We start from the raw sequence: 22,657 nt of genomic DNA on the forward strand, positions 1-22,657 counted from the left end.
CTTTTTGCTTCAGTCAGGCAAACAGTTCGCCCTGCAACTCATCCAGCAGCGCTTGAATCGCATCCAGTCGCTGCTGCGGATCATCGAGTTGCAACAGATCGATCTTGTCCAGTTCAGCGAACGGCAACAGGTACGCCAGTTGATTGGCCAGTGATTGCTGGCCGGTCGCATCGGTGCCCATGTTCAAGGCCTCGACCATCGGGTGCTCGGCGAGAGCCTTGAGCAAGGCCACCAAATCGGCGTCTTCGTCCTGCAACGGCTGTTCCGGCTCATCCTCCAGCCACTCGACTTCGGCGACGGTCAACTGATCCCGTTGAACCTCGGTGCGCAACACATGGAACCGTCGCCCACCCTGAACCCGAATGCCCAACAGCCCATTGTCCTGTTGCTTGAAATCGGTGATCAGCGCTTCGCACCCGACCAGGGCGTAGCCCTGCGGGGCAATGCCCACTTCTTCGCCATCGAGGATGCACACCACACCGAAGCCGCCGCCCTGCTTCATGCAGCGGCCGATCATGTCCAGATAGCGCGCCTCGAAAATCTGCAAATCGAGGATGCAGCCAGGAAACAGCACCGTGTTCAGCGGGAAAAGCGGCAGACTCATAGACATTTCCTTCACACCACCATCGACACCGCCAACGGCAGAAACACCGCCGTGGCCACACCCATCAGACTCATCGCCAGCGCCGCGAAGGCGCCGCATTCTTCACTTTCCTGCATCGCCACCGCTGTGCCGACCGCATGGGCGGTCATGCCCAACGCCATGCCCCGCGCTTCGGGACTGAGCACGCCGAGCAGGGTCAACAGACTCGGACCGAAGATGGCCCCGATCACGCCGGTGATCAATACAAACACCGCCGCCAGCGCCGCGACGCCACCGATTTGCTCGGCCACCAGCATGGCAATCGGCGAGGTCACCGACTTCGGCGCCATGGTCATCAGGATCATGTGTTCAGCGCCGAACCACCAGCCCAGCAACACGCCCATCCCCGTGGCCACCACGCCACCTATCACCAGCGTAGTAAAAATCGGCCAGAACAACTGTCGAATCCGTCGCAGGTTCAGATAAAGCGGCACCGCCAGGGCCACCGTCGCCGGGCCGAGCAGGATGCTGAGAATCTCGGTGCTCTTGCGGTACTCGGCGTAGGTCAGGCCGCAGCCCACCAACACACCGATCACCAGCAACATGGAGACCAGCACCGGCTGCAAAAAGATCCACCGGGTTTTCTCGAATGCCGCCAGCACCAGTTGATAGGCGCCGAGAGTGATGCCGATCCCGAACAGGGGATGATGAATGACCGCCGTCCAGGCGCCGTGCCAGTCGAAGATCATTGGCCATCCTCGGGATGAGCATGGCGCTTGACCATGCGCTGCATCAGCACGCCGGCAAAGGCCATCGACAACAACAACGACAGCACCAGTGCGCCGACGATGGCCCAGAAGTCGGCCGCGATATCGGCGGCGTACACCATCACGCCCACAGCCGGCGGTACCAGCAGCAACGGCAGGTAACGCAACAGACTGCCGGCCGCGAGGTTCAGCGGCTCACCGACCTGGCCACGGCAAATCAGATACACCAGCAACAGCAGAAGCCCCACGATCGGCCCCGGCAGCACCGGTAAAAACAAATGATTGATTGCGGTGCCCAGCAATTGAAACAGCACCAGCCATGTCAGGCCCCGTAACAACATTATTGATCTCCTGAAAAAACCGTCACCCGCATTGGCCCGGGCATTATAAGCACGCCTGCGCTATGGGCCGGCATTCGCCAAAAGCATGGTCAGTTGACCAGAGCGATTAGCCATGATGATCTAAAGTGGTATTTCGGGAGTTCAAATCCCCCCACCTGAAAATTATAAAACCGATGAACCCAAGGAGAGTCTCAATGCCCTATGTTCCAGTTGCAGAGCTCAAAGATTATATCGGCAAGGAACTCGGACGTTCCGAATGGCTCACCATCGATCAGGACCGCATCAACCTGTTCGCCGAAGCCACTGGGGATTTTCAGTTCATCCACGTTGATCCGGTCAAGGCCGCGCAAACGCCATTTGGCAGCACCATCGCCCACGGTTTCCTTTCGCTGTCGCTGATCCCGAAACTGATGGAAGACATCCTCGTCATGCCTGAAGGCCTGAAGATGGTCGTCAACTATGGACTGGACAGCGTGCGCTTCATTCAACCGGTCAAGGTCGATTCGCGGGTGCGCCTGAAGGTCGAACTGACCGAAGTCAACGAGAAGAAACCCGGCCAATGGTTGCTCAAAGCCACCGCCACCCTGGAAATCGAAGGCTCGGACAAACCGGCCTATGTCGCCGAGCCGTTGTCGCTCTGCTTCGTGTAAGCCTTCCCGGATGCGAAGCAGCTCACGCTGTTTCGCACCGTCTCGCTGCGCCTCACTCTATATAAGGACACATGGCTACGGCATACTCGGTCGCCTAATTGCCCGGAACCCGCTATGCGCCCACTTGCACTCCTTGCCTTGACCCTGCTGCTCACCGCTTGCGGCGACGGCGAATCGCCATTGCCTCCTGACGCCCGCCTGCCGGACGGCGGACGCTATCGCGGCGATCTGGTCAATGGAATGCTGCAAGGCCAGGGCCGTATCGACTACCCGAACGGCAGCTGGTACGCCGGCGAGTTCGACAAGGGTCAGTGGCATGGCCAGGGCGAATGGCACGGCAGTAACGGCGAGGTCTATCGCGGCCAATTCAATCAGGGATTGTTCGAAGGCCAAGGCACCCTGACCACCAGCGCCAGCAGTTACAACGGCGGCTTCAAGGCCGGCCGACGCTCGGGCGAAGGCACCCTCAAAGAAAACGGCATGAGCTACCGCGGCGAATTCAAGGCCGACCAGTATTCGGGACTGGGTCGCCTCGAGCTCGAAGACGGCAGCTCCTATCAAGGCCAGTTCGCCCACGGCAAACCCAACGGCGAAGGCCAGCGCGGCGACGCCAGCGGCAATCAGTTCACCGGGCACTTCGTCGACGGTCAACTGGAAGGCAACGGGACATTCAACAGTGCCGATGGCGACATCTACATCGGCGGCTTCAAGAACAATCAACTGCACGGCAAAGGTCGTTACGAAAACGCGGACGGCGATGTCTGGCTGGGCCAGTTCAAGGAAGGCTCGCTCCATGGCAAAGGCGAGTTGATCGGCTCCGATGGCAGTCATTACATCGGCCACTTCAACGACTGGCGCTTCAGCGGCCAGGGTCGGTTGAACCTGGCGGACGGCAGTTTCTACACCGGACAATTCGACAACGACAGTTATCAGGGCCACGGCACATTGGTGCTGACGGACGGGACGGTACTGAGCGGCACGTGGGTCAACGGCCAGCGCGTACGCGACTCCACAGGGAAATTGCTGCCCGATACGCTGGAGCTCGGCCTGCTGGCACAGGGGCGCTTGCTCGAAGAAGCGCTGGCCAACGTGCCCGCCTCAACCCCGACGGTCGAACTCTACTCACTGACCCTCGGCGGTGATGGCAAGCAGAGCGTATTCCTGCGCGAGTCCGACTATGTGGCCAACATGCTGGCCAGTCGTTTTGGCGCTTTCGGCCAGATCCGCCTGGTCAACCACCGCGACCACCTCGGCGACCGCCCGATGGCCACCCGGGAAAACCTGCGCCGCGCCGCCCTGACCCTGGCCGAGCGCAGTGGGCCGGAAGATTTGATCTTCATCTATCTGACCAGCCACGGCACCAGCGAACACGAACTGGTACTCGACCAGCCACGCATGGAACTGGCCGACCTGCAGGCCGACGAAATGGCCGCCGTCCTCGCCCCGCTGAAAAACCGCGACAAGGTCATCGTGATTTCGTCCTGCTACTCCGGCGGTTTCATCCCCGCCCTCAAGGATGAGCGCACCCTGATCATGACGGCCTCCCGGGCGGACCGGGTGTCCTTCGGCTGTTCGGAGGAAGCCAATTTCACCTACTTCGGCGACGCGTTGTTCGCCCAGGCATTGAACCAGACCGATGACCTCGAACAGGCCTTCAAACGGGCCAAGGCCATCGTTGCCGAGCGTGAATTGGCGGACGGCTTCGAAGCCTCTGAGCCACAGATCTGGGCGCCGAAAACGGTCCTCTCGCACTGGCAGCTGTTACGCAAGCAACAGGCACGAAAAGCATTACAAAGTGTCTTGATCAACGGCAAGGCTACAAACAGCAACTAAGCTGAACAGTATCAAGGGAGAAACACTATGTACTTGACGCCTCAGCACGTATTGCTTGCCGGTGCCACCGGGTTGACCGGTGAGCACCTGCTTGATCGCCTGCTTAACGAACCCACGATTGCCCGGGTATTGGCGCCTTCACGCCGGCCTTTGGCCAAGCATCCCCATCTTGAAAACCCGGTCGGCGACCCGACGGTGTTTCTGCCGCAGCTGAACGGCCGTGTCGACATCGCCTATTGCTGTCTGGGCACCACCATCAAACAGGCGGGCTCGGAAGAGGCGTTCCGTGCGGTGGACCTGGACATGGTCGTGGCCTTTGCCAAACGCGCACGGGAGATGGGTGCACGGCACCTGATCGTGATCAGTGCTCTGGGCGCCGATCGCAGATCCTCGATTTTCTACAACAAGGTCAAAGGCGAGATGGAGCACGCACTGCGCGCGCAGGACTGGCCGCAGCTGACCATTTGCCGTCCTTCGCTGTTGCTGGGTGAACGCACCGAGCCACGCCTGGGCGAAAAACTCGCCGGACCTTTGTCGCGGCTGATTCCCGGCAAATACCACGGCATCGAAGCCTGCCAACTGGCCCGCGCAATGTGGCGCCTGGCGCTGGAAGAGCAGGATGGCGTGCGGGTGGTCGAATCGGATGAGTTGCGTAAGTTAGGCAAGTAAACCACGGATCTGTGGCGAGGGGGCTTGCCCCCGTTGGGCTGCAAAGCGGCCCTCTTCGCGTATTCCGGAGTGCTGCGTCGCGCGGGATTACGACTGCTGCGCAGCCGAACGGGGGCAAGCCCCCTCGCCACAAAGCGCTCCCCCTACAACCCACCCGTGGCCTGATAGCTGACACCGAGCACCGTCAACAACGACAGTGGCAACAACAGCGTATCGAGCAATGCGCTGGCCGGCAGGTCAACGCCGGGATAACCCGGTGCTTCGGCACCGAACCGGTCCATGGCGCAGCAACCACCGTTCATGGCGTACAAATCCAGGCGAGTCCCTGAGTACACCACCGGCGCGCCCGGCTTGGCCGCATCCAGCGTTCGTACCGTGGCGCATCCGGCCAGTTGTAACGCCAGCACCATCACCAACAGCTTATTCATCGCTGGTCAGATGATGCTCACCCCAACGCGGCAGCATGTCCTGGGGAATATTCAGCAGATTGAGAATCCGTGCGACGACGAAGTCGATCAAGTCGTCGATGGTTTGCGGCTGATGATAGAAGCCCGGCGACGCCGGCAGGATCGTCACGCCCATGTTCGACAACTTGAGCATGTGCTCAAGGTGAATGCTCGAATACGGCGCTTCACGCGGGACCAGAATCAACTGGCGGCGCTCCTTGAGCGTCACGTCGGCGGCCCGCTCGATCAGGTTGTTGCAAGCGCCAGTAGCGATGGCGGACAAGGTGCCGGTGGAGCACGGCACCACAACCATCGCCGCCGGAGCGCCGGAGCCCGAAGCCACCGGCGACATCCAGTCCTCTTTGCCATACACACGAATCTGCCCGGCGGCAGCGCCGGTGTACTCGGTGAGGAAGGCCTGCATCATCTGCGGTTTGGCCGGCAGCGTGACGTCGGTTTCGGTGGCCATCACCAGTTGCGCCGCCTTGGAGATCAGGAAGTGCACTTCGCGATCTTCCCGCACCAGACAGTCGAGCAGACGCAAACCATATTGAGCGCCGGATGCGCCGGTCATCGCCAGCGTGATGCGGTCCGGGCCGTTGTTCATTTCAGCGCCTCGGCGAGCTTGCCGTGCAAGCCGCCGAAGCCGCCGTTGCTCATGATCACCACGTGGGTGCCCGGCTGAGCCTGGCTCTTCACGCGTTCGATGATGCCTTCCAGCGAATCGCTGACAATCGACGGCACGGTGCACAGCGCCGCAGTGCCCGCCAGGTCCCAACCGAGGTTGGCCGGCGCATACCAGATCACCTGATCGGCATCGACCACGCTTTCCGGCAAGCCGTCACGGTGCGCGCCGAGCTTCATGGAGTTGGAGCGCGGCTCGATGATCGCGATCAATGGTGCGTCGCCGATACGCTTGCGCAGACCGTCAAGGGTAGTGGCGATGGCCGTCGGATGGTGAGCGAAGTCGTCGTAAATGGTGATGCCACGGACTTCCGCGACCTTTTCCATCCGGCGCTTCACGCTTTTGAAAGCGCTCAACGCGGCGATGCCCATGGACGGCACCACGCCGACGTGGCGTGCGGCAGCCAGGGTCGCCAGTGCGTTGGCCACGTTGTGCTGGCCGGTCATGTCCCACTCGACCACACCCTGGGCGACGCCTTCGAACATCACTTCGAACTTCGAGCCATCTTCGCTGAGCAACTTGACCTGCCACTGACCGCCGACGCCGGTGGTCTGCACCGGAGTCCAGCAACCCATTTCGATGACACGCTGCAACGCGGGTTCGGTGGTCGGATGAATCACCAGGCCTTCGCTCGGGATGGTCCGCACCAGGTGATGGAACTGCCGCTCGATCGCCGGCAGATCAGGGAAGATGTCAGCATGATCGAACTCAAGATTGTTCAGGATGGCCGTGCGCGGACGGTAGTGAACGAACTTGGAACGCTTGTCGAAGAACGCACTGTCGTACTCGTCGGCTTCGATGACGAAGAACGGCGTATCGCCCAGACGCGCCGACACCGAGAAGTTCTGCGGCACGCCGCCGATCAGGAAGCCGGGACTCATGCCCGCGTGCTCCAGCACCCAGGCGAGCATGCTGCTGGTGGTGGTCTTGCCGTGTGTACCGGCAACGGCGAGCACCCAGCGACCTTGCAGCACATGATCGGCCAGCCATTGCGGGCCGGAAACATAAGGCAGGCCTTTGTTCAGCACGTATTCCACAGCCGGGTTGCCCCGGGACATGGCGTTGCCGATCACCACCAGATCGGGCGCCGGATCGAGTTGCGCCGGGTCGTAACCCTGGGTCAGCTCGATCCCCTGAGCCTCCAGCTGAGTGCTCATCGGTGGATAGACGTTGGCGTCGGAGCCCGTCACATGATGGCCCAGCTCTTTGGCCAGAACCGCCATCGAGCCCATGAAAGTCCCGCAGATACCCAGAATATGAATGTGCATAGTCGACCTCGTAAAACATGGCCGCAGGTTAGCGTAGGGAGGGGAAATTCGCACTCTTGTTTCGATTGTGCTCAGTGCAAAACCTGTAGGAGCCGGCTTGCTGACGAAGCAATCGCAAGATCGCCCTTCGCCAGCAAGCCGGCTCCTACAGGTCATCGTGCCAATTAGCGGGCGATACCGTGTTTGCGCAGCTTGCGATAAAGGGTATTGCGACTAACCCCCAACTGCTCCGCCGTATGCGTCATGTGCCACCGCGTATGCTCCAGTGCATTCAACAGCGCCAGCCGTTCGGCATCCTCCAGCGGATGCTCGGACGGCTCGTCGATAGCCTGCACCACCGCCGGCCGCGCCGAACGAATCATCGCCGGCAAATCCTCCAGCCCGATCCGCCCACCCTCACACAACGCGGCCAACGTACGCAGCACATTACGCAATTGCCGCACGTTGCCCGGCCAGGCGAATCCCAGCAGGGCCTCACGCGCCGGCTCATCAATCAGCACGGTTTCCCCACCCGCTTCCTCGGCCAGCAAAAAGTCCAGTAACTGGGATTTATCCGTTCGCTCACGCAGTGCCGGCAGTGCGATTTCCAAGCCATTGAGGCGGTAATACAAGTCCTCACGGAAACCACCGTCCTGCACCCGTTCCAGCAAATCACGGTGAGTGGCGCTGATGATCCGCACGTTCACCGATTCCGGCTCCCCGCCAATCGGCACCACCTGACGATCTTCCAACACCCTCAACAACCGTGTCTGCAGGGCCAGGGGCATGTCACCGATTTCGTCGAGGAACAAAGTTCCGCCATCGGCCTGCTGCAACTTGCCGCGCATGCCTTCCTTGCGGGCACCGGTGAAGCTGCCGCCGCGATAGCCGAACAACTCACTTTCGATCAGGCTTTCGGGGATGGCCGCGCAGTTGAGCGCGACGAAGGCGTTATCCGCCCGTTGACTCGCCCGGTGTACGGCTTTGGCGAAAGCCTCCTTGCCGGACCCTGTTTCACCGTTGACCAACAAAGGCACGTCCCGCTCGTAGACCCGCAGGGCCTTGCGGAAACTTTCCTGCAACGCCGCATCGCCCAGGCAGATATCGGCCAGCGGCGCACGCGGCACGGCCACCGAACGCTGCACAATGGGCGCCGAAGTACCGCGAGCCTGACCGCGCAATGCCGCAAACAGCCTGCGCCCGTCACGGGTGCGCAACGGCCAACTGGCGTTGGCATCGATGCTCGCGCGCCCCAGCAGCTCATCGAGCGTACAGTCGAAAAAGGCCTCCACGGGTTTGCCCAGCAAGCCGCCGCGAATGTGTCCCAGCAGGTTCAGCGCGCTCTGGTTGACCGCACAGATCCGCCCTTCTCCGTCGAACGCCAGCAACCCTTCGCTGAACAAACCGACGGACTCGGCCTGCAAATGAAAACGCAGCAACCATTGATTGTCGAAGCAGCGCAGGAAGTAGCAGCTCTCGATCATCTTCGCCGACAGATTGACCAGCGCCATGGTGTGAAACTGACTTTGCCGCGAGACATCGCGCCGCGCCGACGACACGTCGAGCACCGCCAGCAGTTCGCCATGGGGATCGAACACCGGGCTCGCCGAGCAGGTCAGGCCGGTGTGGCGTCCACGGAAGTGTTCGTCTTGATGAATGGTCAGCGACTGGCGCTCCACCAGGCAGGTGCCGATGCCGTTGGTGCCTTCGCAGGATTCACTCCAGTCGGCACCGAGCCAGAGCCCGGCGCGTTCGAAGATCTTGCGTTCGGCCGGGGCCGTCACACAGTTGAGGATGACACCGCGGGCATCGGTCAACAGCACCGCATGGCCGGCACCGGAGAGCTGTTGATGCAGGCTGGTCATTTCATTGCCGGCGATGTGCAGCACTTGCTGCAAGCGTTCGCGGCTTTCGAGGACGCGGCCATGTTCCAGCACCGTGGGCGCCATGGTCAGGGCCGGGTCGAGGTGATAATCCTCGAGGCAGCGCAGCCAGGAGCGGGCGATGGACGGATCGCTGCCGGGACCGTGCAAATGGGCTTTGCCCTGGGTCACGGTCAGCACTTGCCGGGCATGGCGACTCAAATGGTTGTCGTGCATTTCTTATTATTCTCCACGAGAGCAACTGCAAACATTTTCCTTGTGGCGAGGGGGATTGCCCCCGTTCGGCTGCGCAGCAGTCGTAAATCCGTTGTACGCGGTGAACCCGGGAAATTGAGGTACTTTTTTCTGGGGCCGCTTCGCAACCCAACGAGGGCAATCCCCCTCGCCACAAAAAAGACTATTCACGTCACGCGGCACCTGCGGCCGAGCATCCTCCTGCCCGGCCCGCATTGCAATGCCTGCAAGACCTGGTGATCACAAGCTGTGCCACAAGCGGTACAAAGTGTCACCCGGACTGTACCGAAAGCGTCACAGGCACCACCCGCCCGTCCGACAAAAAACTCGCAAGGCCTTGATTTGCCTGCCCTGCACGGCACTGGCCCGCCCCTTGCTCTACGCTTATAACAAGCGCACATGCGCGCCTCCCTAATAAGCACAAAAGCCAGGAGAAACCACCATGCGTTACGCTCACCCCGGTACTGAAGGCGCTATCGTTTCGTTCAAGAGCAAATACGGTAACTACATCGGCGGCGAGTTCGTCGCGCCTGTCAAAGGTCAGTACTTCACCAACACCTCGCCAGTGAATGGCCAACCGATTGCCGAATTCCCCCGTTCCACGGCCGAAGACATCGACAAAGCCCTGGACGCCGCCCACGCCGCTGCCGATGCCTGGGGCGCCACGTCCGCCCAGGCGCGCTCGCTGGTGCTGCTGAAAATCGCCGACCGCATCGAACAGAACCTCGAACTGCTGGCAATCACCGAATCCTGGGACAACGGCAAAGCCGTTCGCGAAACCCTCAACGCCGACATCCCGCTGGCCGCCGACCATTTCCGCTATTTCGCCGGCTGCATCCGTGCCCAGGAAGGCAGTGCTGCGGAAATCGACGGCAACACCGTGGCCTATCACATCCATGAACCACTGGGCGTGGTCGGGCAAATCATCCCGTGGAACTTCCCGATCCTGATGGCTGCGTGGAAACTTGCCCCAGCCCTCGCCGCGGGTAACTGCGTGGTGCTCAAGCCTGCCGAGCAAACTCCGCTGGGCATCACCGTGCTGATCGAACTGATCGGCGACCTGCTGCCACCCGGCGTACTGAACATCGTGCAAGGCTTCGGCAAAGAAGCCGGCGAAGCCCTGGCGACCAGCAAACGCATCGCCAAGATTGCCTTCACCGGCTCGACCCCGGTCGGCTCGCACATCATGAAATGCGCCGCCGAAAACATCATTCCGTCCACCGTGGAGCTGGGTGGCAAATCGCCGAACATCTTCTTCGAAGACATCATGAAAGCCGAACCGAGCTTCATCGAGAAAGCTGCTGAAGGGCTGGTGCTGGCGTTCTTCAACCAGGGCGAAGTCTGCACCTGTCCGTCCCGTGCACTGGTGCAAGAATCGATCTACGACGAATTCATGCAAGTGGTGATGAAAAAGGTCCTGCAAATCAAGCGTGGCGACCCGCTGGACACCGACACCATGGTCGGCGCCCAGGCGTCCGAGCAGCAATTCGACAAGATCCTTTCGTACCTGGAGATCGCCAAGGGCGAAGGTGCCGAGCTGTTGACCGGCGGCAAGGTGGAAAAACTCGAGGGCAATCTGGCGAGCGGGTATTACATCCAGCCGACGCTGCTCAAGGGCACCAACAAAATGCGTGTGTTCCAGGAAGAAATCTTTGGCCCGGTGGTGAGCATCACCACGTTCAAGGACGAAGCCGAAGCCCTGGCCATCGCCAACGACACCGAGTTCGGCCTGGGTGCCGGTCTCTGGACCCGCGACATCAACCGCGCCTACCGCATGGGCCGCGCCATCAAGGCCGGTCGCGTGTGGACCAACTGCTACCACCTGTACCCGGCGCACGCCGCGTTCGGTGGCTACAAAAAATCCGGCGTCGGCCGTGAAACCCACAAGATGATGCTCGACCACTATCAGCAGACCAAAAACCTGCTGGTGAGCTACGACATCAACCCGCTGGGCTTCTTCTAACCCCTCCTGAAATGAGGTGAGTCCATCGCTGGCAAGCCAGCTCCTACAGACCGCGTAAACCTGTAGGAGCCGGCTTGCCGGCGATGGCGTCCTAAATGACACAACACCAAAGGCTGGCCGCTCTGGCACGGGCCTTGCGTACCCGTCATTCAGGATTTTCACCATCCCGTCGTCCCCGAAAGTCCAAAAGATCGAAAAAAAAGAGAGGACTTATGACTACTTCTTCCACACAGCTCAAACCCACACTCGGCACCTTGCATCTCTGGGGCATTGCCGTCGGCCTGGTGATTTCCGGCGAATACTTCGGCTGGAGTTACGGCTGGGGCACCGCAGGCACATTAGGCTTTCTCGTCACTGCATTAATGGTGGCGACGATGTACACCTGTTTCATCTTCAGCTTCACCGAGCTGACTACCGCGATTCCCCACGCTGGCGGGCCGTTTGCCTACAGCCGGCGGGCTTTTGGCGAGAAAGGTGGATTGATCGCCGGCATCGCCACGTTGATCGAGTTTGTCTTTGCGCCACCGGCCATCGCCATGGCCATCGGCGCCTACCTTAATGTGCAATATCCGGAACTGGACCCGAAGCTCGCCGCAGTGGGCGCCTACTTCATATTCATGACCCTCAACATTCTCGGCGTCAGCATCGCGGCCACCTTTGAATTGGTGGTCACCGTACTGGCCGTCGCCGAGCTGCTGGTGTTCATGGGCGTGGTCGCGCCGGGCTTCAGCTTCAGTAATTTCGTGCTCAATGGCTGGTCAGGTGCCAACGAATTCACGATGGGCTCGATTCCCGGCATGTTCGCCGCCATTCCCTTCGCGATCTGGTTCTTTCTCGCCATTGAAGGCGCAGCCATGGCGGCCGAAGAAGCCAAGGATCCGAAACGCACGATTCCCAGGGCCTACGTCAGCGGCATTTTGACCCTGGTGTTCCTGGCGATCGGTGTAATGATCATGGCGGGCGGCGTCGGTGACTGGCGTCAGCTTTCCAACATCAACGACCCACTGCCCCAGGCCATGAAAGCGGTGGTCGGCAACGATTCGACCTGGATGCACATGCTGGTGTGGATTGGTCTGTTCGGGCTGGTGGCGAGTTTTCACGGCATCATTCTCGGGTATTCGCGGCAGTTCTTTGCCCTGGCTCGCGCCGGTTACCTGCCCCGCGGGCTGGCCAAACTCTCGCGTTTCCAGACCCCGCACCGGGCGATCCTGGCCGGCGGCGTCATCGGTATCGCGGCGATTTACAGCGATGGACTGGTCAACCTGCAAGGCATGACCCTGACGGCGGCAATGATCACCATGTCGGTATTCGGCGCCATCGTGATGTACATAATCAGTATGCTGAGCCTGTTCAAGCTGCGTAAAACCGAACCGAATCTGGAACGCACCTTCCGTGCACCGGGTTATCCGATCGTGCCGGGTATTGCGCTGTTCCTGGCGGTGGTGTGCCTGGTGGCGATGGCGTGGTTCAACACCTTGATCGGTTTGGTCTTCCTCGGATTCATGGTGGCCGGTTACCTGTATTTCCAGCTGACCGCCAGGCAGCGTTCCGAGGCACCGGCAGACGCTATGCTCGAAGGTATCTGATGCACCCGCGTCGGGCCCGCTGCCCGGCGCCTGCATTATTGAAGTGCACGCGGTCCCCTGTAGGAATGAGCTTGCTCGCGATGGAGGTGTGGCACATTTAGCGGGTGCAAGACGGCAATCGCGAGCAGGCCCGCTCCCACAGAAAAGCAGACCGCGTTTAAATTGATCCGGAGGACACCGCCCCATGGCGACATATGCCCATTCCGTCGGCGCCCAGACCTACCGATTCGACAGCCTCAAGGATGTAATGGCCAAGGCCAGCCCGGCACGTTCCGGCGATTTTCTGGCCGGCATCGCGGCGCTCAATGATGGCGAACGAGTCGCCGCGCAGATGACGCTGGCGGACATCCCGCTGAGCCACTTCCTGCAGGACGCGCTGATTCCCTATGAAACCGATGAAGTCACCCGACTCATCATCGACACCCATGACCAACAGGCCTTCGCGGTCGTCAGTCATCTCACTGTCGGGGACTTCCGCGACTGGCTGCTCAGCGACGCCGCCGACGAACAGAGCCTGCGCGCACTCGCCCCCGGCCTGACCCCGGAAATGGCTGCCGCCGTGTCGAAGATCATGCGTGTACAGGACCTGGTCCTGGTGGCGCAAAAAATCCGCGTGGTCACCCACTTTCGCGGCACCCTCGGCCTTCGCGGCCGCCTGTCCACTCGCCTGCAACCCAACCACCCGACCGACGAACCCGCCGGTATCGCTGCTAGCATTCTCGACGGTCTGTTGCACGGTAACGGCGATGCAATGATCGGCATCAACCCGGCCACCGACAGCATCGCCTCAATCTGCGCCATGCTGGAGATGCTCGACGCGATCATCCAGCGCTACGAAATTCCGACTCAGGCCTGCGTGCTGACCCATGTCACCACGTCGATTGAAGCCGTAAATCGTGGCGTGCCACTGGACCTGGTGTTCCAGTCGATCGCCGGGACCGAGGCCGCCAACGCCAGTTTCGGCATCAACCTGAACGTGCTCAAGGAAGGTTACGACGCCGGGTTGAGCCTCAATCGCGGCACACTCGGGCAGAACCTGATGTATTTCGAAACCGGCCAGGGCAGCGCCCTGTCGGCCAACGCCCATCACGGGGTCGATCAGCAGACCTGCGAAGCCCGGGCCTATGCGGTGGCGCGGCATTTCAATCCGTTTCTGGTGAACACCGTCGTAGGCTTCATCGGTCCGGAATACCTCTATAACGGCAAACAGATCATCCGCGCCGGTCTCGAGGACCATTTCTGCGGCAAGCTGTTGGGCGTGCCAATGGGCTGCGACATCTGCTACACCAACCACGCCGAGGCCGACCAGGATGACATGGACACCCTGCTGACCCTGCTGGGTGTCGCCGGGATCAACTTCATCATGGGCATCCCAGGCTCCGACGACATCATGCTCAACTACCAGACCACTTCGTTCCACGATGCGCTCTACGCCCGCCAGACGCTGGGGCTCAAGCCTGCGCCGGAGTTCGAGCAGTGGCTGGCGAAAACAGGCATTTTCACCCAGCCGGACGGCAGGGTTCTGTTCGGTAATAATCTGCCACCGGCCTTCCGCCAGGCCCTGGCGCAATTGGGATGAACGTCGACATGGATAAACTACCCTTCGATCCGCACAATCCATGGCTGGAACTGCGCCGGCTGACGCCCGCCCGGATTGCCCTGGGTCGCACCGGCACCAGCATCCCCACCCGCGCTCAACTGGATTTTCAATACGCTCACGCCCAGGCGAGGGACGCGGTGCACTTGCCGTTTGATCATGCGGCGCTCAGCGCGCAACTGGCCGATCGTGGCCGCGAGAGCCTGCTGCTGCAGAGTGCGGCACCTGATCGCAACACTTATCTGCAACGCCCCGATTTGGGGCGAAAACTCAGTGATGCGTCGGCGCAGACCTTGCGTGAATACGCTACGGCCCATCCTGGCGGTGTGGATCTTGTGATCGTGATCGCCGATGGTCTGTCGGCATTGGCCGTCCATCGCCATAGCCTGCCGTTTCTGGCACGTCTCGAGGAGCAGACGTCAGCCGAGGGCTGGTCTGTCGCCCCGGTTATCCTGGTAGAACAGGGCCGCGTGGCCGTCGCCGACGAAATCGGCGAACTGTTGGGCGCGAAAATGACCGTGATACTGATCGGAGAGCGCCCCGGGCTCAGTTCGCCGGACAGCCTTGGCCTGTATTTCACTTACAACCCGAAGGTCGGCCTGACGGATGCGTGGCGCAACTGCATTTCCAATATCCGGCTCGAAGGCCTGAGTTACGGCATGGCGGCACACCGTTTGCTGTACTTGATGCGGGAAGCCTGCCGACGGCAGTTGTCGGGGGTTAACCTGAAGGACGAAGCACAGGTTCACACGCTGGAGTCGGACACAGGCACCGACATGAAAAGCAATTTCCTACTGAATCCTCCGAAGATGTGAACCGTTTCTGCATTGCGTTTACATTCCGGTTTGAGGCAGGATCGATTCACGGCCGCCAGAGTTTCCCGTCGCCGTCAAAGACGTAAGACAGCCACTTGCAGACGAGACTTATCATGCGGATTATCCAAGCGACCCTCGAACACCTGGACCTGTTGACCCCCTTGTTCGTCCGATATCGCGAGTTTTATGGTTCCCTGCCCTATCCGGACTCGTCTCGGGCATTCCTCGAAAAACGCCTGCGCCGCAAGGAGTCAGTGATTTACCTGGCCTTGTCCGATGACAACAAACTGATGGGTTTCTGTCAGTTGTACCCAAGCTTCTCCTCGCTATCGCTTAAACGCGTATGGATCCTCAACGATATCTACGTTGCAGAAGATGCCCGCCGCCAGTTGGTGGCCGACAACCTGATCCGCACCGCGAAGAAAATGGCCAAGGAAACCAATGCCGTACGCATGCGTGTTTCCACCAGCAGCGACAATGAAGTTGCACAGAAAACCTATGAGTCCATCGGATTCAAGGAAGATACCGAGTTCAAGAACTATATCTTGCCGATCAGCGACGAACTGTAAGTTCGTGCCAGCGGGGCGGGTCTCTGCGCAAAAGAGGCCCGCCCTGTTCGGCTGCCATACAGCCGACAATCCAGCCAATGGAATTTTCCCCTGGCAGCCAACTCCAGATCTTTAGTACGTCGCTTGCAGGTGTTTATCGGGAGTTATTAATTGTCACCAGACTTCCGGTCTCCCTATCGACATGCCCCGCTACAATCTCGACGCGCTTTTCACCGTTCGGCCCGTATAATGCCGACCTTTTCCGGCTTGTAAGAAAAACTACACCCGTCTGTAGGCTTTCGCGAAGTCATCCGCACAGGCCATAGCCTCGGCCCGCTTACCACAGGTGCTTTCCATGGATTTCAACCCGATCGATCTCATCCTGCATCTCGACGTGTACCTCGACATGCTCGTGACCAACTACGGGACATGGATCTACGCCATTCTGTTTATGGTGATCTTCTGTGAAACCGGCCTGGTGGTGATGCCCTTCCTGCCTGGCGATTCCTTGCTGTTTATCGCTGGCGCCGTGGCGGCCGGTGGCGGCATGGACCCGGTGCTGCTGGGCGGCCTGCTGATGCTTGCAGCGATTCTGGGTGACAGCACCAATTATGTGATCGGACGAACGGCCGGCGAAAAACTGTTCAGCAACCCGAACTCGAAAATATTCCGCCGCGACTACCTGCAACAAACCCACGACTTCTACGACAAGCACGGGGGCAAGACCGTGACGTTGGCGCGTTTCCTCCCGATCATCCGTACCTTCGCACCATTCGTCGCCGGTGTGGCAAAAATGCCGTACCCACGTTTCTTCGCCTTCAGCATCTTTGGCACCATCCTGTGGGTCGGTGGCCTGGTCACCCTCGGTTACTTCTTCGGCAACGTGCCGTTCATCAAGTCGAACCTTTCGCTGCTGGTGGTTGGCATCATCCTGCTGTCGCTGGTGCCGATGATCATTGGCATTGTGCGCAGCCGCTTCGGCAACGCCGCATCCAAAGCCCACCCGCGCTGATTTTCGATGTGGTCCCTGAGCGCCTGGCGTCGCCAGCGCATCCTGGCCAGGCACCCGATTGCCAATGACGTATGGCAGCGGGTGCGTCAGCACCTGAGGTTTCTCGACGGCATCAGCGCCGCCGAAGACCAATGGTTACGCGAAGCATGCGTGCTGTTTCTGGAAGACAAACACTTGACCGCCCTGCCCGGCGTGGAACTGCATCAGGAACAGCGCCTGCTGCTCGCCGCCCAGGCGCAATGGCCTCTGCTGAACCTTGGCGACTTGAACTGGTATCAGGGTTTCCACGAAATCATCCTGTACCCGGACGACTTCCTCAGCCCCCAGCGCCACCGCGACGCCAGCGGCGTCGAGCACGAATGGGACGGCGAGCACAGCGGTGAAGCCTGGCAGCAGGGCCCGGTGATCCTGGCATGGCCCGGCGTAATGGCCAGCGGTGGTTGGGAAGGTTACAACCTGGTGATCCACGAACTGGCGCACAAACTCGACATGCTCAACGGCGACGCCAATGGTCTGCCACCGCTGCACGCCGACATGCGTGTCAGTGACTGGGCCGAAATCATGCAGGCGGCCTACGATGACCTCGACCGCCAACTGGATCGCAATCCGGACGCCGAGACCGCCATCGATCCTTACGCCGCGGAAAATCCGGCCGAGTTCTTTGCCGTGACCAGCGAATACTTCTTCAGTGCCCCGGACTTGCTGCATGAGGCTTATCCACAGGTCTATGAGCAGTTGAAGCTTTTCTACCGCCAGGACCCGCTCGGTAGATTGAAGCAACTTCAGTCGCATGATCCGGTCTATCAGGCACACGACTAAGGTCTACACGACCTCTGGTACGTGGCGTCGCCGTAGGAATATGCCTATAATCGCCGCCACTTTTTGGTCAATCCGGCCAAGTGTTTTTGGTCAACTAACGGGGGCAACGCCCAATGAGCTACAGCAAGATTCCGGCTGGCAAAGACCTGCCGAACGACATCTACGTCGCGATCGAGATCCCGGCCAACCACGCGCCGATCAAGTACGAAATCGACAAAGACAGCGATTGCCTGTTCGTTGACCGTTTCATGGCCACCCCAATGTTCTACCCGGCCAACTACGGTTACATCCCGAACACCCTGGCTGACGACGGTGACCCCCTCGACGTGCTGGTCGTAACCCCTTACCCGGTTGCTCCAGGTTCGGTGATCCGCGCCCGTCCGGTCGGCATCCTGAACATGACCGACGACGGCGGCGGCGATGCCAAAGTTATCGCTGTTCCACACGACAAGCTGTCCCAGCTGTACGTCGACGTGAAGGAATACACCGACCTGCCACCCCTGCTGATCCAGCAGATCGAGCACTTCTTCGCGAACTACAAAGATCTCGAAAAAGGCAAATGGGTGAAAATCGAAGGCTGGGCCGGCGCAGATGCCGCCCGCGACGCGATCACCAAGTCGGTTGCAGCCTACAAAGGCTAAGAGCAGCTGACGCTATTAGCGTCCAGCGGCAAGAAAAACCCCGGGTGATCCGGGGTTTTTTGTGGGTGCTGGAAAAGCACTTTAAACACTTCGTGTAACGACAAATCGAGAAGGTTTGTTTTTGTTTAAATTTCCTCAAAGACGTCTTACATCCGGTCGTAAATTTCCCTCGAATTTTGAACGAGTCGTTTATTCAAACCCCCACCCGCCGCCAGTAGACTCGTGTTTATGAAAAAGAACACTAGCGGCCCTCGCTTTAAAGCGCTGCTCAAGGCAGCGAACATCACCACCACGGGATTTGCCGAATTCCTGGATACCGCACCGCAACGAGTCCATAACTGGTACTTTCGCGGCGTGCCTGCCCACTACATGGAAGAAGTCGCCAGAAAACTGTCCGTCAACAGCGAATGGCTGAGAACCGGTGAAGGCCCGAAAGACGCCAAACACCTGCGCCTGCTCGACGAGTCAGGTAACACCTTCGACGCCCAGGCCATCCGCGGCGTCTACACGGTGCTCGAACCCGTCGATGTCGAACTGCGCTTCTTCAAGGAAGTGGTAACGGCGCCTGGCTCCGGCAAAACCCACGTTGTCGAAGATAGCGAAAACCTGATTCGCCTGCCCCGCAGCCATCTCGACTCGCTGGAAATCAATCACGCCGACGCCATCTGTGCCCTCATGAGCGGCAACAGCATGGCCGAGAGAATCGAAGACGGTTCAACCCTGGCGATCGACCGCGGGCTGACCAAGATCATCGATGGTGAAATCTACGCCATCGAACATGACGGCATGCTGCGCATCAAATACCTGCACCGACTGCCGGGTAATTCGCTGCGCTTACGCAGCCACAACCGTGACGAATACCCGGATGAAATCTTCAGGGCGGCACAAATCGAAGAACAAAACATCAGAGTATTGGGATGGGTGTTCTGGTGGTCCACCTTGAACAAACGCCGGCCACCGGTACCGTTTCTCTAAGCCGACAGAACACAGCCCTCGGCCATCAGCCCAAATGGCCGAACGGCTCTGAATGGCACTTCCTGCTGGGAATTTTCGCCAAACTTGCGTATGCTCCGCCCCACATTTGCGCATCGACCCGCCTCGCGGTTCAGATCGCCCCGGCCCGGCAGATGATTTTCTCGCCAGGTCCCACAGCCGGACGCAAGATCCGGGTGTACGTTTTGAAGGCTGGCGCGGTTTACCAAAAATGATCCAAGCCAGTCCCCGAGAAGCCGGCCACAAGCCGGCTTTTTAATTGTCCGAAATAAACCTATTCCATCCAAGAATCCTGCCGATAGCCTAGCTATCACGGGCATTTCAGGTGTTCCCCTGTCCGATGGTGTTCAACGCCATTTGACCTCATCCGACGATGAAGTGGGGGGACAAGTGGGGGGACAAAAAGGACGACAGGGAAAATTAAATGGGTAAGCTGCATTGCTTATAAAACTGCCTCAGGCTTCGATCTCTGGGCGCATTTTTTATCTTGCCTTCGGAGTGAGACGCGACGTTTTCTCTAAAAAAGACAATCACTTGCTTTACTGGTATAAGAATTGGACAGACGTATTGTCCCTAGTGCGACCAGCTTATGAATCACTTGCCGTTTCAGCTGAGCTCTTCAAATGCATGGATGTGGGTGGGTAAATTAGCTCCGCCGCAGACATTACTCGAGTCTGTTCCTCGTACGGCTCTACTAGAAGCTCTGCGTGCGCATGCCCATGTGCCATTGACGCTGCTGATATCCCCACCAGGTTTCGGTAAGACTACTTTGCTGATGCAATGGCGCGAATCGCTGCTAAGGCAACCAAGCGCAGCTACAGTAGCTTGGTTGTCACTGGATGAGGCTGATGGTGAAGCTAACCGTTTTCTGGCCTATTTGATAATGGCCTTGGAAACAGCCGGGCTTGAACTGAAGAGCCTGAGCACGCTCGCGGCAAATCAGACGCTGGACATATACCCGCAAAAAACCATTTCCTCTTTGCTACAAGAGCTAGCAGGTGATGGACGATGTACGGTCCTGATAATCGATGACTATCATCTGGTAGCTGGAGGGCCGGTTGACGAGGTTTTGCAAACCCTCCTAGAAAGAGGCAGCCAGTGGTTACACCTGGTGATCGCCAGCCGCAGTCGACCGGACTGGTCACTTGCAAAGCTGAAGGCTCGGGGGTTAGTTCATGAAATCTCTACGGGGGAGTTAGTACTGTCATTGGACGAATCCCAAAACCTGTTAGGGGGCGGGGGCGTTCAATTGGCGGATATGGCCCGAGTGCATGAAAAAACTGAGGGCTGGGCGGTCGCGGTGCAATTAGCCAAACTCTGGCTAATGGGAGGGTCGGGCTCGCTGTATGGGTTGCAATCCTTTTCAGGAAGCGTGGGCGACGTAGCGGAATACCTAGCCGAGCAGATTTTCAAAGAATTATCCGAAGAGTGCCGTGAGTTTCTCATCGAGACGTCACCGCTGGAGCGTTTTAATGCCGATCTGGCCAACACTGTACGCGGTCGTAGCGACAGTGCGGCATTACTCGCCCAACTCGTGCATGTAGAGGCCCTGCTAATCCCTCTGGATGCCCAGCGACACTGGTTCCGCTACCACGCCTTGCTAACAGAGTTTCTGAGACCACGCCTAGAGGCCGATCTGGCCGCGCGCATTCACCGCGCAGCAGCACTTTGGCTGGCCGAACGAACCGACTGGGTGCTAGCCGTCTCCCATGCCATGAATGCCCAAGACATCCCACTTGCCGTCAAACTGATTGTTGATGCTGGTGGATGGGAGTTGGTCCTGCGTAAAGGTATTCGTTATACCCAAAGTCTGCTCAAGCAATTTGATGCCCCGACTCGGCGAAGTGAACCTGATCTGTTGTTAGTTGAGGCCTACCTTCACGCCAAATTGGGCGACTTTGAATTGTCTGCGCAGTTGCTGAGTCTGGCGCAGGTGGCAGTTTGCGGTGACCCACGCTTGGAACGGGATTTCACTGTTATTCGAGCGCTCTCACAAGCGTACTTTGATCAGTTTGAAAACATCAATGGAGAGATAACTCAGATTATTGATCAAGGACCAGGTCACGCTCATGAAGTATTGGGAATGGCTACGTTGCAATGTGTAAGCGCCCTCGCCGCGCTGGCCCATGGACGTCTGAATGATGCACTCGACTCCTCCCGCAAGGCGCGAGTTCGGATGCGGCTTGTGACAAGTCACCTTGGTGAAAACTTTTGTCTGATTCACGAGGCACAAGCCTTGGCTTTAGGCGGAAAAATTGTCAATTCACGAGCGGTTGTCGATGAAGCGCTGGCCATGGCAGAGGAAAATTTCGGCAGTGAGAGCTCATTGAAAGCCGTCGTTGGATGCTTCAAGGCTCAGCATTTGTATTGGCAGGGTTCATGGGTTGAAGCTCAGCCATGGATACAGGAGGGCTGGGATTCGTTGGAACATACTGACGGTTGGCTCGACGTTTTTGCTGCTACTGCCGAGGTTTCGTGGCGCACCCTCATGCGTACTCACGGCTTGCAACCAGCGCTGTCGTTATTGGAAAAAGTTGAACAGCTTGCGAAGGAACGACACCTATTCAGACTCTCCCGGTTGGTTGTTCTTTGGCGGGTAGACCTACTCACTCAGTGCGGCCTTGTGACCCAGGCTCGTCAACAAGCGCTGGCGATTGGGCTGGATTGCCAGTCGGATACACAAGACTGGCGTTGCCGCGAAGCTGCTGCGTTGGCATTCGCTAGACTGCAATTGGCAGTTGGCGCATCGGCGTCAGCATGCGCACGCTTGAAGCAAGACGCTGAAGCTTTGATGAACATGGGGTTGCTTTTGCCTGTTTGGCGTATCCATCTGATGGAACTACTCGCAGGGCATAAATCCCAAGGAGAGTTCAGCACAGAGGACGTAAAGCACGTTTTGAGGCCAATCCTGCAAAACGATTTGACTGGACTGCTTCTTGAGATCGGTCCCGGATTACTGCCGGTATTAGAACAAATACCAGAGCCGTTTCCGGGTATGGCAATGGTTATGACACGCTTGCGTGGTTGGCGAGCTCATCCAGTGCGCGCACGGGCGCAATTCAGTGGCAAGGAGCTGCACGTACTAGAACTTTTGGCTGACGGCCAATCGAACAAAGCCATCGCCATGGCATTAGGTGTCTCTGAAAACACTGTAAAATTCCACCTCAAGCAGATCTTTCGCAAGCTCTCGGTAGAGAGCCGCTCTGCCGCCATCAGCGCAGCGTTACGCGATGGTCTACTGGATCTTCGCCAGTAAAACCACCCTTCTACCCATCCGGGTAGTTGACTCTGCAGCGCCCTCCGAAACTACCCTTCGAACTCATTGAAGCCCCCCTGCGTGGGCAA

General features: G+C 59.1%; 20 protein-coding genes. 13 read left to right on the plus strand and 7 right to left on the minus strand.

The window, feature by feature from the left end:
* Positions 1-13: 13 nt before the first annotated feature.
* From CKW19_RS07225 to CKW19_RS07235, 3 genes are read right to left on the minus strand one after another with little or no spacing between them, the layout of a single operon-like run.
* Positions 14-604: an LON peptidase substrate-binding domain-containing protein gene (locus CKW19_RS07225; protein WP_095057263.1), complete on the minus strand. Its 591-nt coding sequence runs from the start codon at positions 602-604 to the stop codon at positions 14-16.
* 11 nt (positions 605-615) lie between these two features.
* Positions 616-1,332: an LrgB family protein gene (locus tag CKW19_RS07230; RefSeq protein WP_095057264.1), complete on the minus strand. Its 717-nt coding sequence runs from the start codon at positions 1,330-1,332 to the stop codon at positions 616-618.
* Positions 1,329-1,691 (minus strand): CidA/LrgA family protein, encoded by a 363-nt coding sequence (locus tag CKW19_RS07235; RefSeq protein ID WP_095057265.1) that lies wholly within the window; start codon positions 1,689-1,691, stop codon positions 1,329-1,331. Before CKW19_RS07235 ends, CKW19_RS07230 begins: the two co-directional genes overlap by 4 nt.
* Before the next feature lie 194 nt (positions 1,692-1,885).
* Between CKW19_RS07235 and CKW19_RS07240 the strand changes: the two genes are divergently transcribed.
* The 3 genes from CKW19_RS07240 (at position 1,886) to CKW19_RS07250 (ending at position 4,843) form a co-directional block, all read left to right on the plus strand.
* Complete coding sequence (locus CKW19_RS07240; protein ID WP_095057266.1) at positions 1,886-2,341, plus strand: MaoC family dehydratase; 456 nt, start codon at positions 1,886-1,888, stop codon at positions 2,339-2,341.
* A gap of 114 nt (positions 2,342-2,455) precedes the next feature.
* On the plus strand, positions 2,456-4,174 hold the full coding sequence (locus tag CKW19_RS07245; protein WP_095057267.1) for a C13 family peptidase: 1,719 nt from the start codon (positions 2,456-2,458) through the stop codon (positions 4,172-4,174).
* 27 nt (positions 4,175-4,201) lie between these two features.
* Positions 4,202-4,843: an oxidoreductase gene (locus CKW19_RS07250; RefSeq protein WP_095057268.1), complete on the plus strand. Its 642-nt coding sequence runs from the start codon at positions 4,202-4,204 to the stop codon at positions 4,841-4,843.
* Between the two features lie 143 nt (positions 4,844-4,986).
* Here the strand turns inward: CKW19_RS07250 and CKW19_RS07255 are convergent, their stop codons facing one another.
* The 4 genes from CKW19_RS07255 to CKW19_RS07270 form a co-directional block, all read right to left on the minus strand.
* Entirely contained in the window at positions 4,987-5,271 is a 285-nt protein-coding gene (locus CKW19_RS07255) for a YceK/YidQ family lipoprotein (RefSeq protein ID WP_095057269.1), read from the minus strand.
* Positions 5,264-5,896, minus strand: coding sequence for a flavin prenyltransferase UbiX (gene ubiX, locus CKW19_RS07260; RefSeq protein ID WP_095057270.1), 633 nt, complete (start codon positions 5,894-5,896; stop codon positions 5,264-5,266). The genes CKW19_RS07255 and ubiX overlap by 8 nt, the downstream gene beginning before the upstream one ends.
* Positions 5,893-7,242 carry a UDP-N-acetylmuramate:L-alanyl-gamma-D-glutamyl-meso-diaminopimelate ligase gene (gene mpl / locus CKW19_RS07265; protein WP_095057271.1) on the minus strand — a complete coding sequence of 450 codons (1,350 nt, stop codon included), beginning with the start codon at positions 7,240-7,242 and terminating at the stop codon, positions 5,893-5,895. Before mpl ends, ubiX begins: the two co-directional genes overlap by 4 nt.
* A gap of 164 nt (positions 7,243-7,406) precedes the next feature.
* Positions 7,407-9,320, minus strand: a complete 1,914-nt coding sequence (locus CKW19_RS07270; RefSeq protein WP_095057272.1) for a sigma-54-dependent Fis family transcriptional regulator — start codon at positions 9,318-9,320, stop codon at positions 7,407-7,409.
* Between the two features lie 460 nt (positions 9,321-9,780).
* Here CKW19_RS07270 and CKW19_RS07280 point away from each other — a divergent pair, with 460 nt between their 5' ends.
* The 10 genes from CKW19_RS07280 to CKW19_RS07325 all read left to right on the plus strand — a co-directional run bounded on the left by CKW19_RS07280 (position 9,781) and on the right by CKW19_RS07325 (position 22,568).
* Positions 9,781-11,301 (plus strand): aldehyde dehydrogenase family protein, encoded by a 1,521-nt coding sequence (locus CKW19_RS07280; RefSeq protein WP_095057273.1) that lies wholly within the window; start codon positions 9,781-9,783, stop codon positions 11,299-11,301.
* 212 nt (positions 11,302-11,513) lie between these two features.
* Positions 11,514-12,887, plus strand: a complete 1,374-nt coding sequence (gene eat / locus CKW19_RS07285) for an ethanolamine permease (protein ID WP_095057274.1) — start codon at positions 11,514-11,516, stop codon at positions 12,885-12,887.
* Between the two features lie 184 nt (positions 12,888-13,071).
* Positions 13,072-14,466, plus strand: coding sequence for an ethanolamine ammonia-lyase subunit EutB (locus CKW19_RS07290; protein WP_095057275.1), 1,395 nt, complete (start codon positions 13,072-13,074; stop codon positions 14,464-14,466).
* An 8-nt stretch (positions 14,467-14,474) separates the two neighbouring features.
* Entirely contained in the window at positions 14,475-15,299 is an 825-nt protein-coding gene (eutC, locus tag CKW19_RS07295) for an ethanolamine ammonia-lyase subunit EutC (RefSeq protein ID WP_095057331.1), read from the plus strand.
* Between the two features lie 113 nt (positions 15,300-15,412).
* Positions 15,413-15,868 carry an N-acetyltransferase gene (locus tag CKW19_RS07300; RefSeq protein WP_095057276.1) on the plus strand — a complete coding sequence of 152 codons (456 nt, stop codon included), beginning with the start codon at positions 15,413-15,415 and terminating at the stop codon, positions 15,866-15,868.
* Positions 15,869-16,202: 334 nt separating this feature from the next.
* Complete coding sequence (locus CKW19_RS07305; RefSeq protein ID WP_095057277.1) at positions 16,203-16,859, plus strand: DedA family protein; 657 nt, start codon at positions 16,203-16,205, stop codon at positions 16,857-16,859.
* A gap of 6 nt (positions 16,860-16,865) precedes the next feature.
* Positions 16,866-17,678: a zinc-dependent peptidase gene (locus CKW19_RS07310; RefSeq protein WP_095057278.1), complete on the plus strand. Its 813-nt coding sequence runs from the start codon at positions 16,866-16,868 to the stop codon at positions 17,676-17,678.
* A 113-nt stretch (positions 17,679-17,791) separates the two neighbouring features.
* On the plus strand, positions 17,792-18,319 hold the full coding sequence (gene ppa, locus CKW19_RS07315) for an inorganic diphosphatase (RefSeq protein WP_008052339.1): 528 nt from the start codon (positions 17,792-17,794) through the stop codon (positions 18,317-18,319).
* A gap of 228 nt (positions 18,320-18,547) precedes the next feature.
* Positions 18,548-19,294, plus strand: a complete 747-nt coding sequence (locus tag CKW19_RS07320) for a helix-turn-helix transcriptional regulator (RefSeq protein WP_095057279.1) — start codon at positions 18,548-18,550, stop codon at positions 19,292-19,294.
* A 607-nt stretch (positions 19,295-19,901) separates the two neighbouring features.
* Entirely contained in the window at positions 19,902-22,568 is a 2,667-nt protein-coding gene (locus CKW19_RS07325; protein WP_095057280.1) for a LuxR C-terminal-related transcriptional regulator, read from the plus strand.
* Positions 22,569-22,657: the final 89 nt, after the last annotated feature.

This window comes from Pseudomonas sp. Irchel s3f7 (assembly GCF_900187615.1).
Lineage (GTDB): Bacteria > Pseudomonadota > Gammaproteobacteria > Pseudomonadales > Pseudomonadaceae > Aquipseudomonas.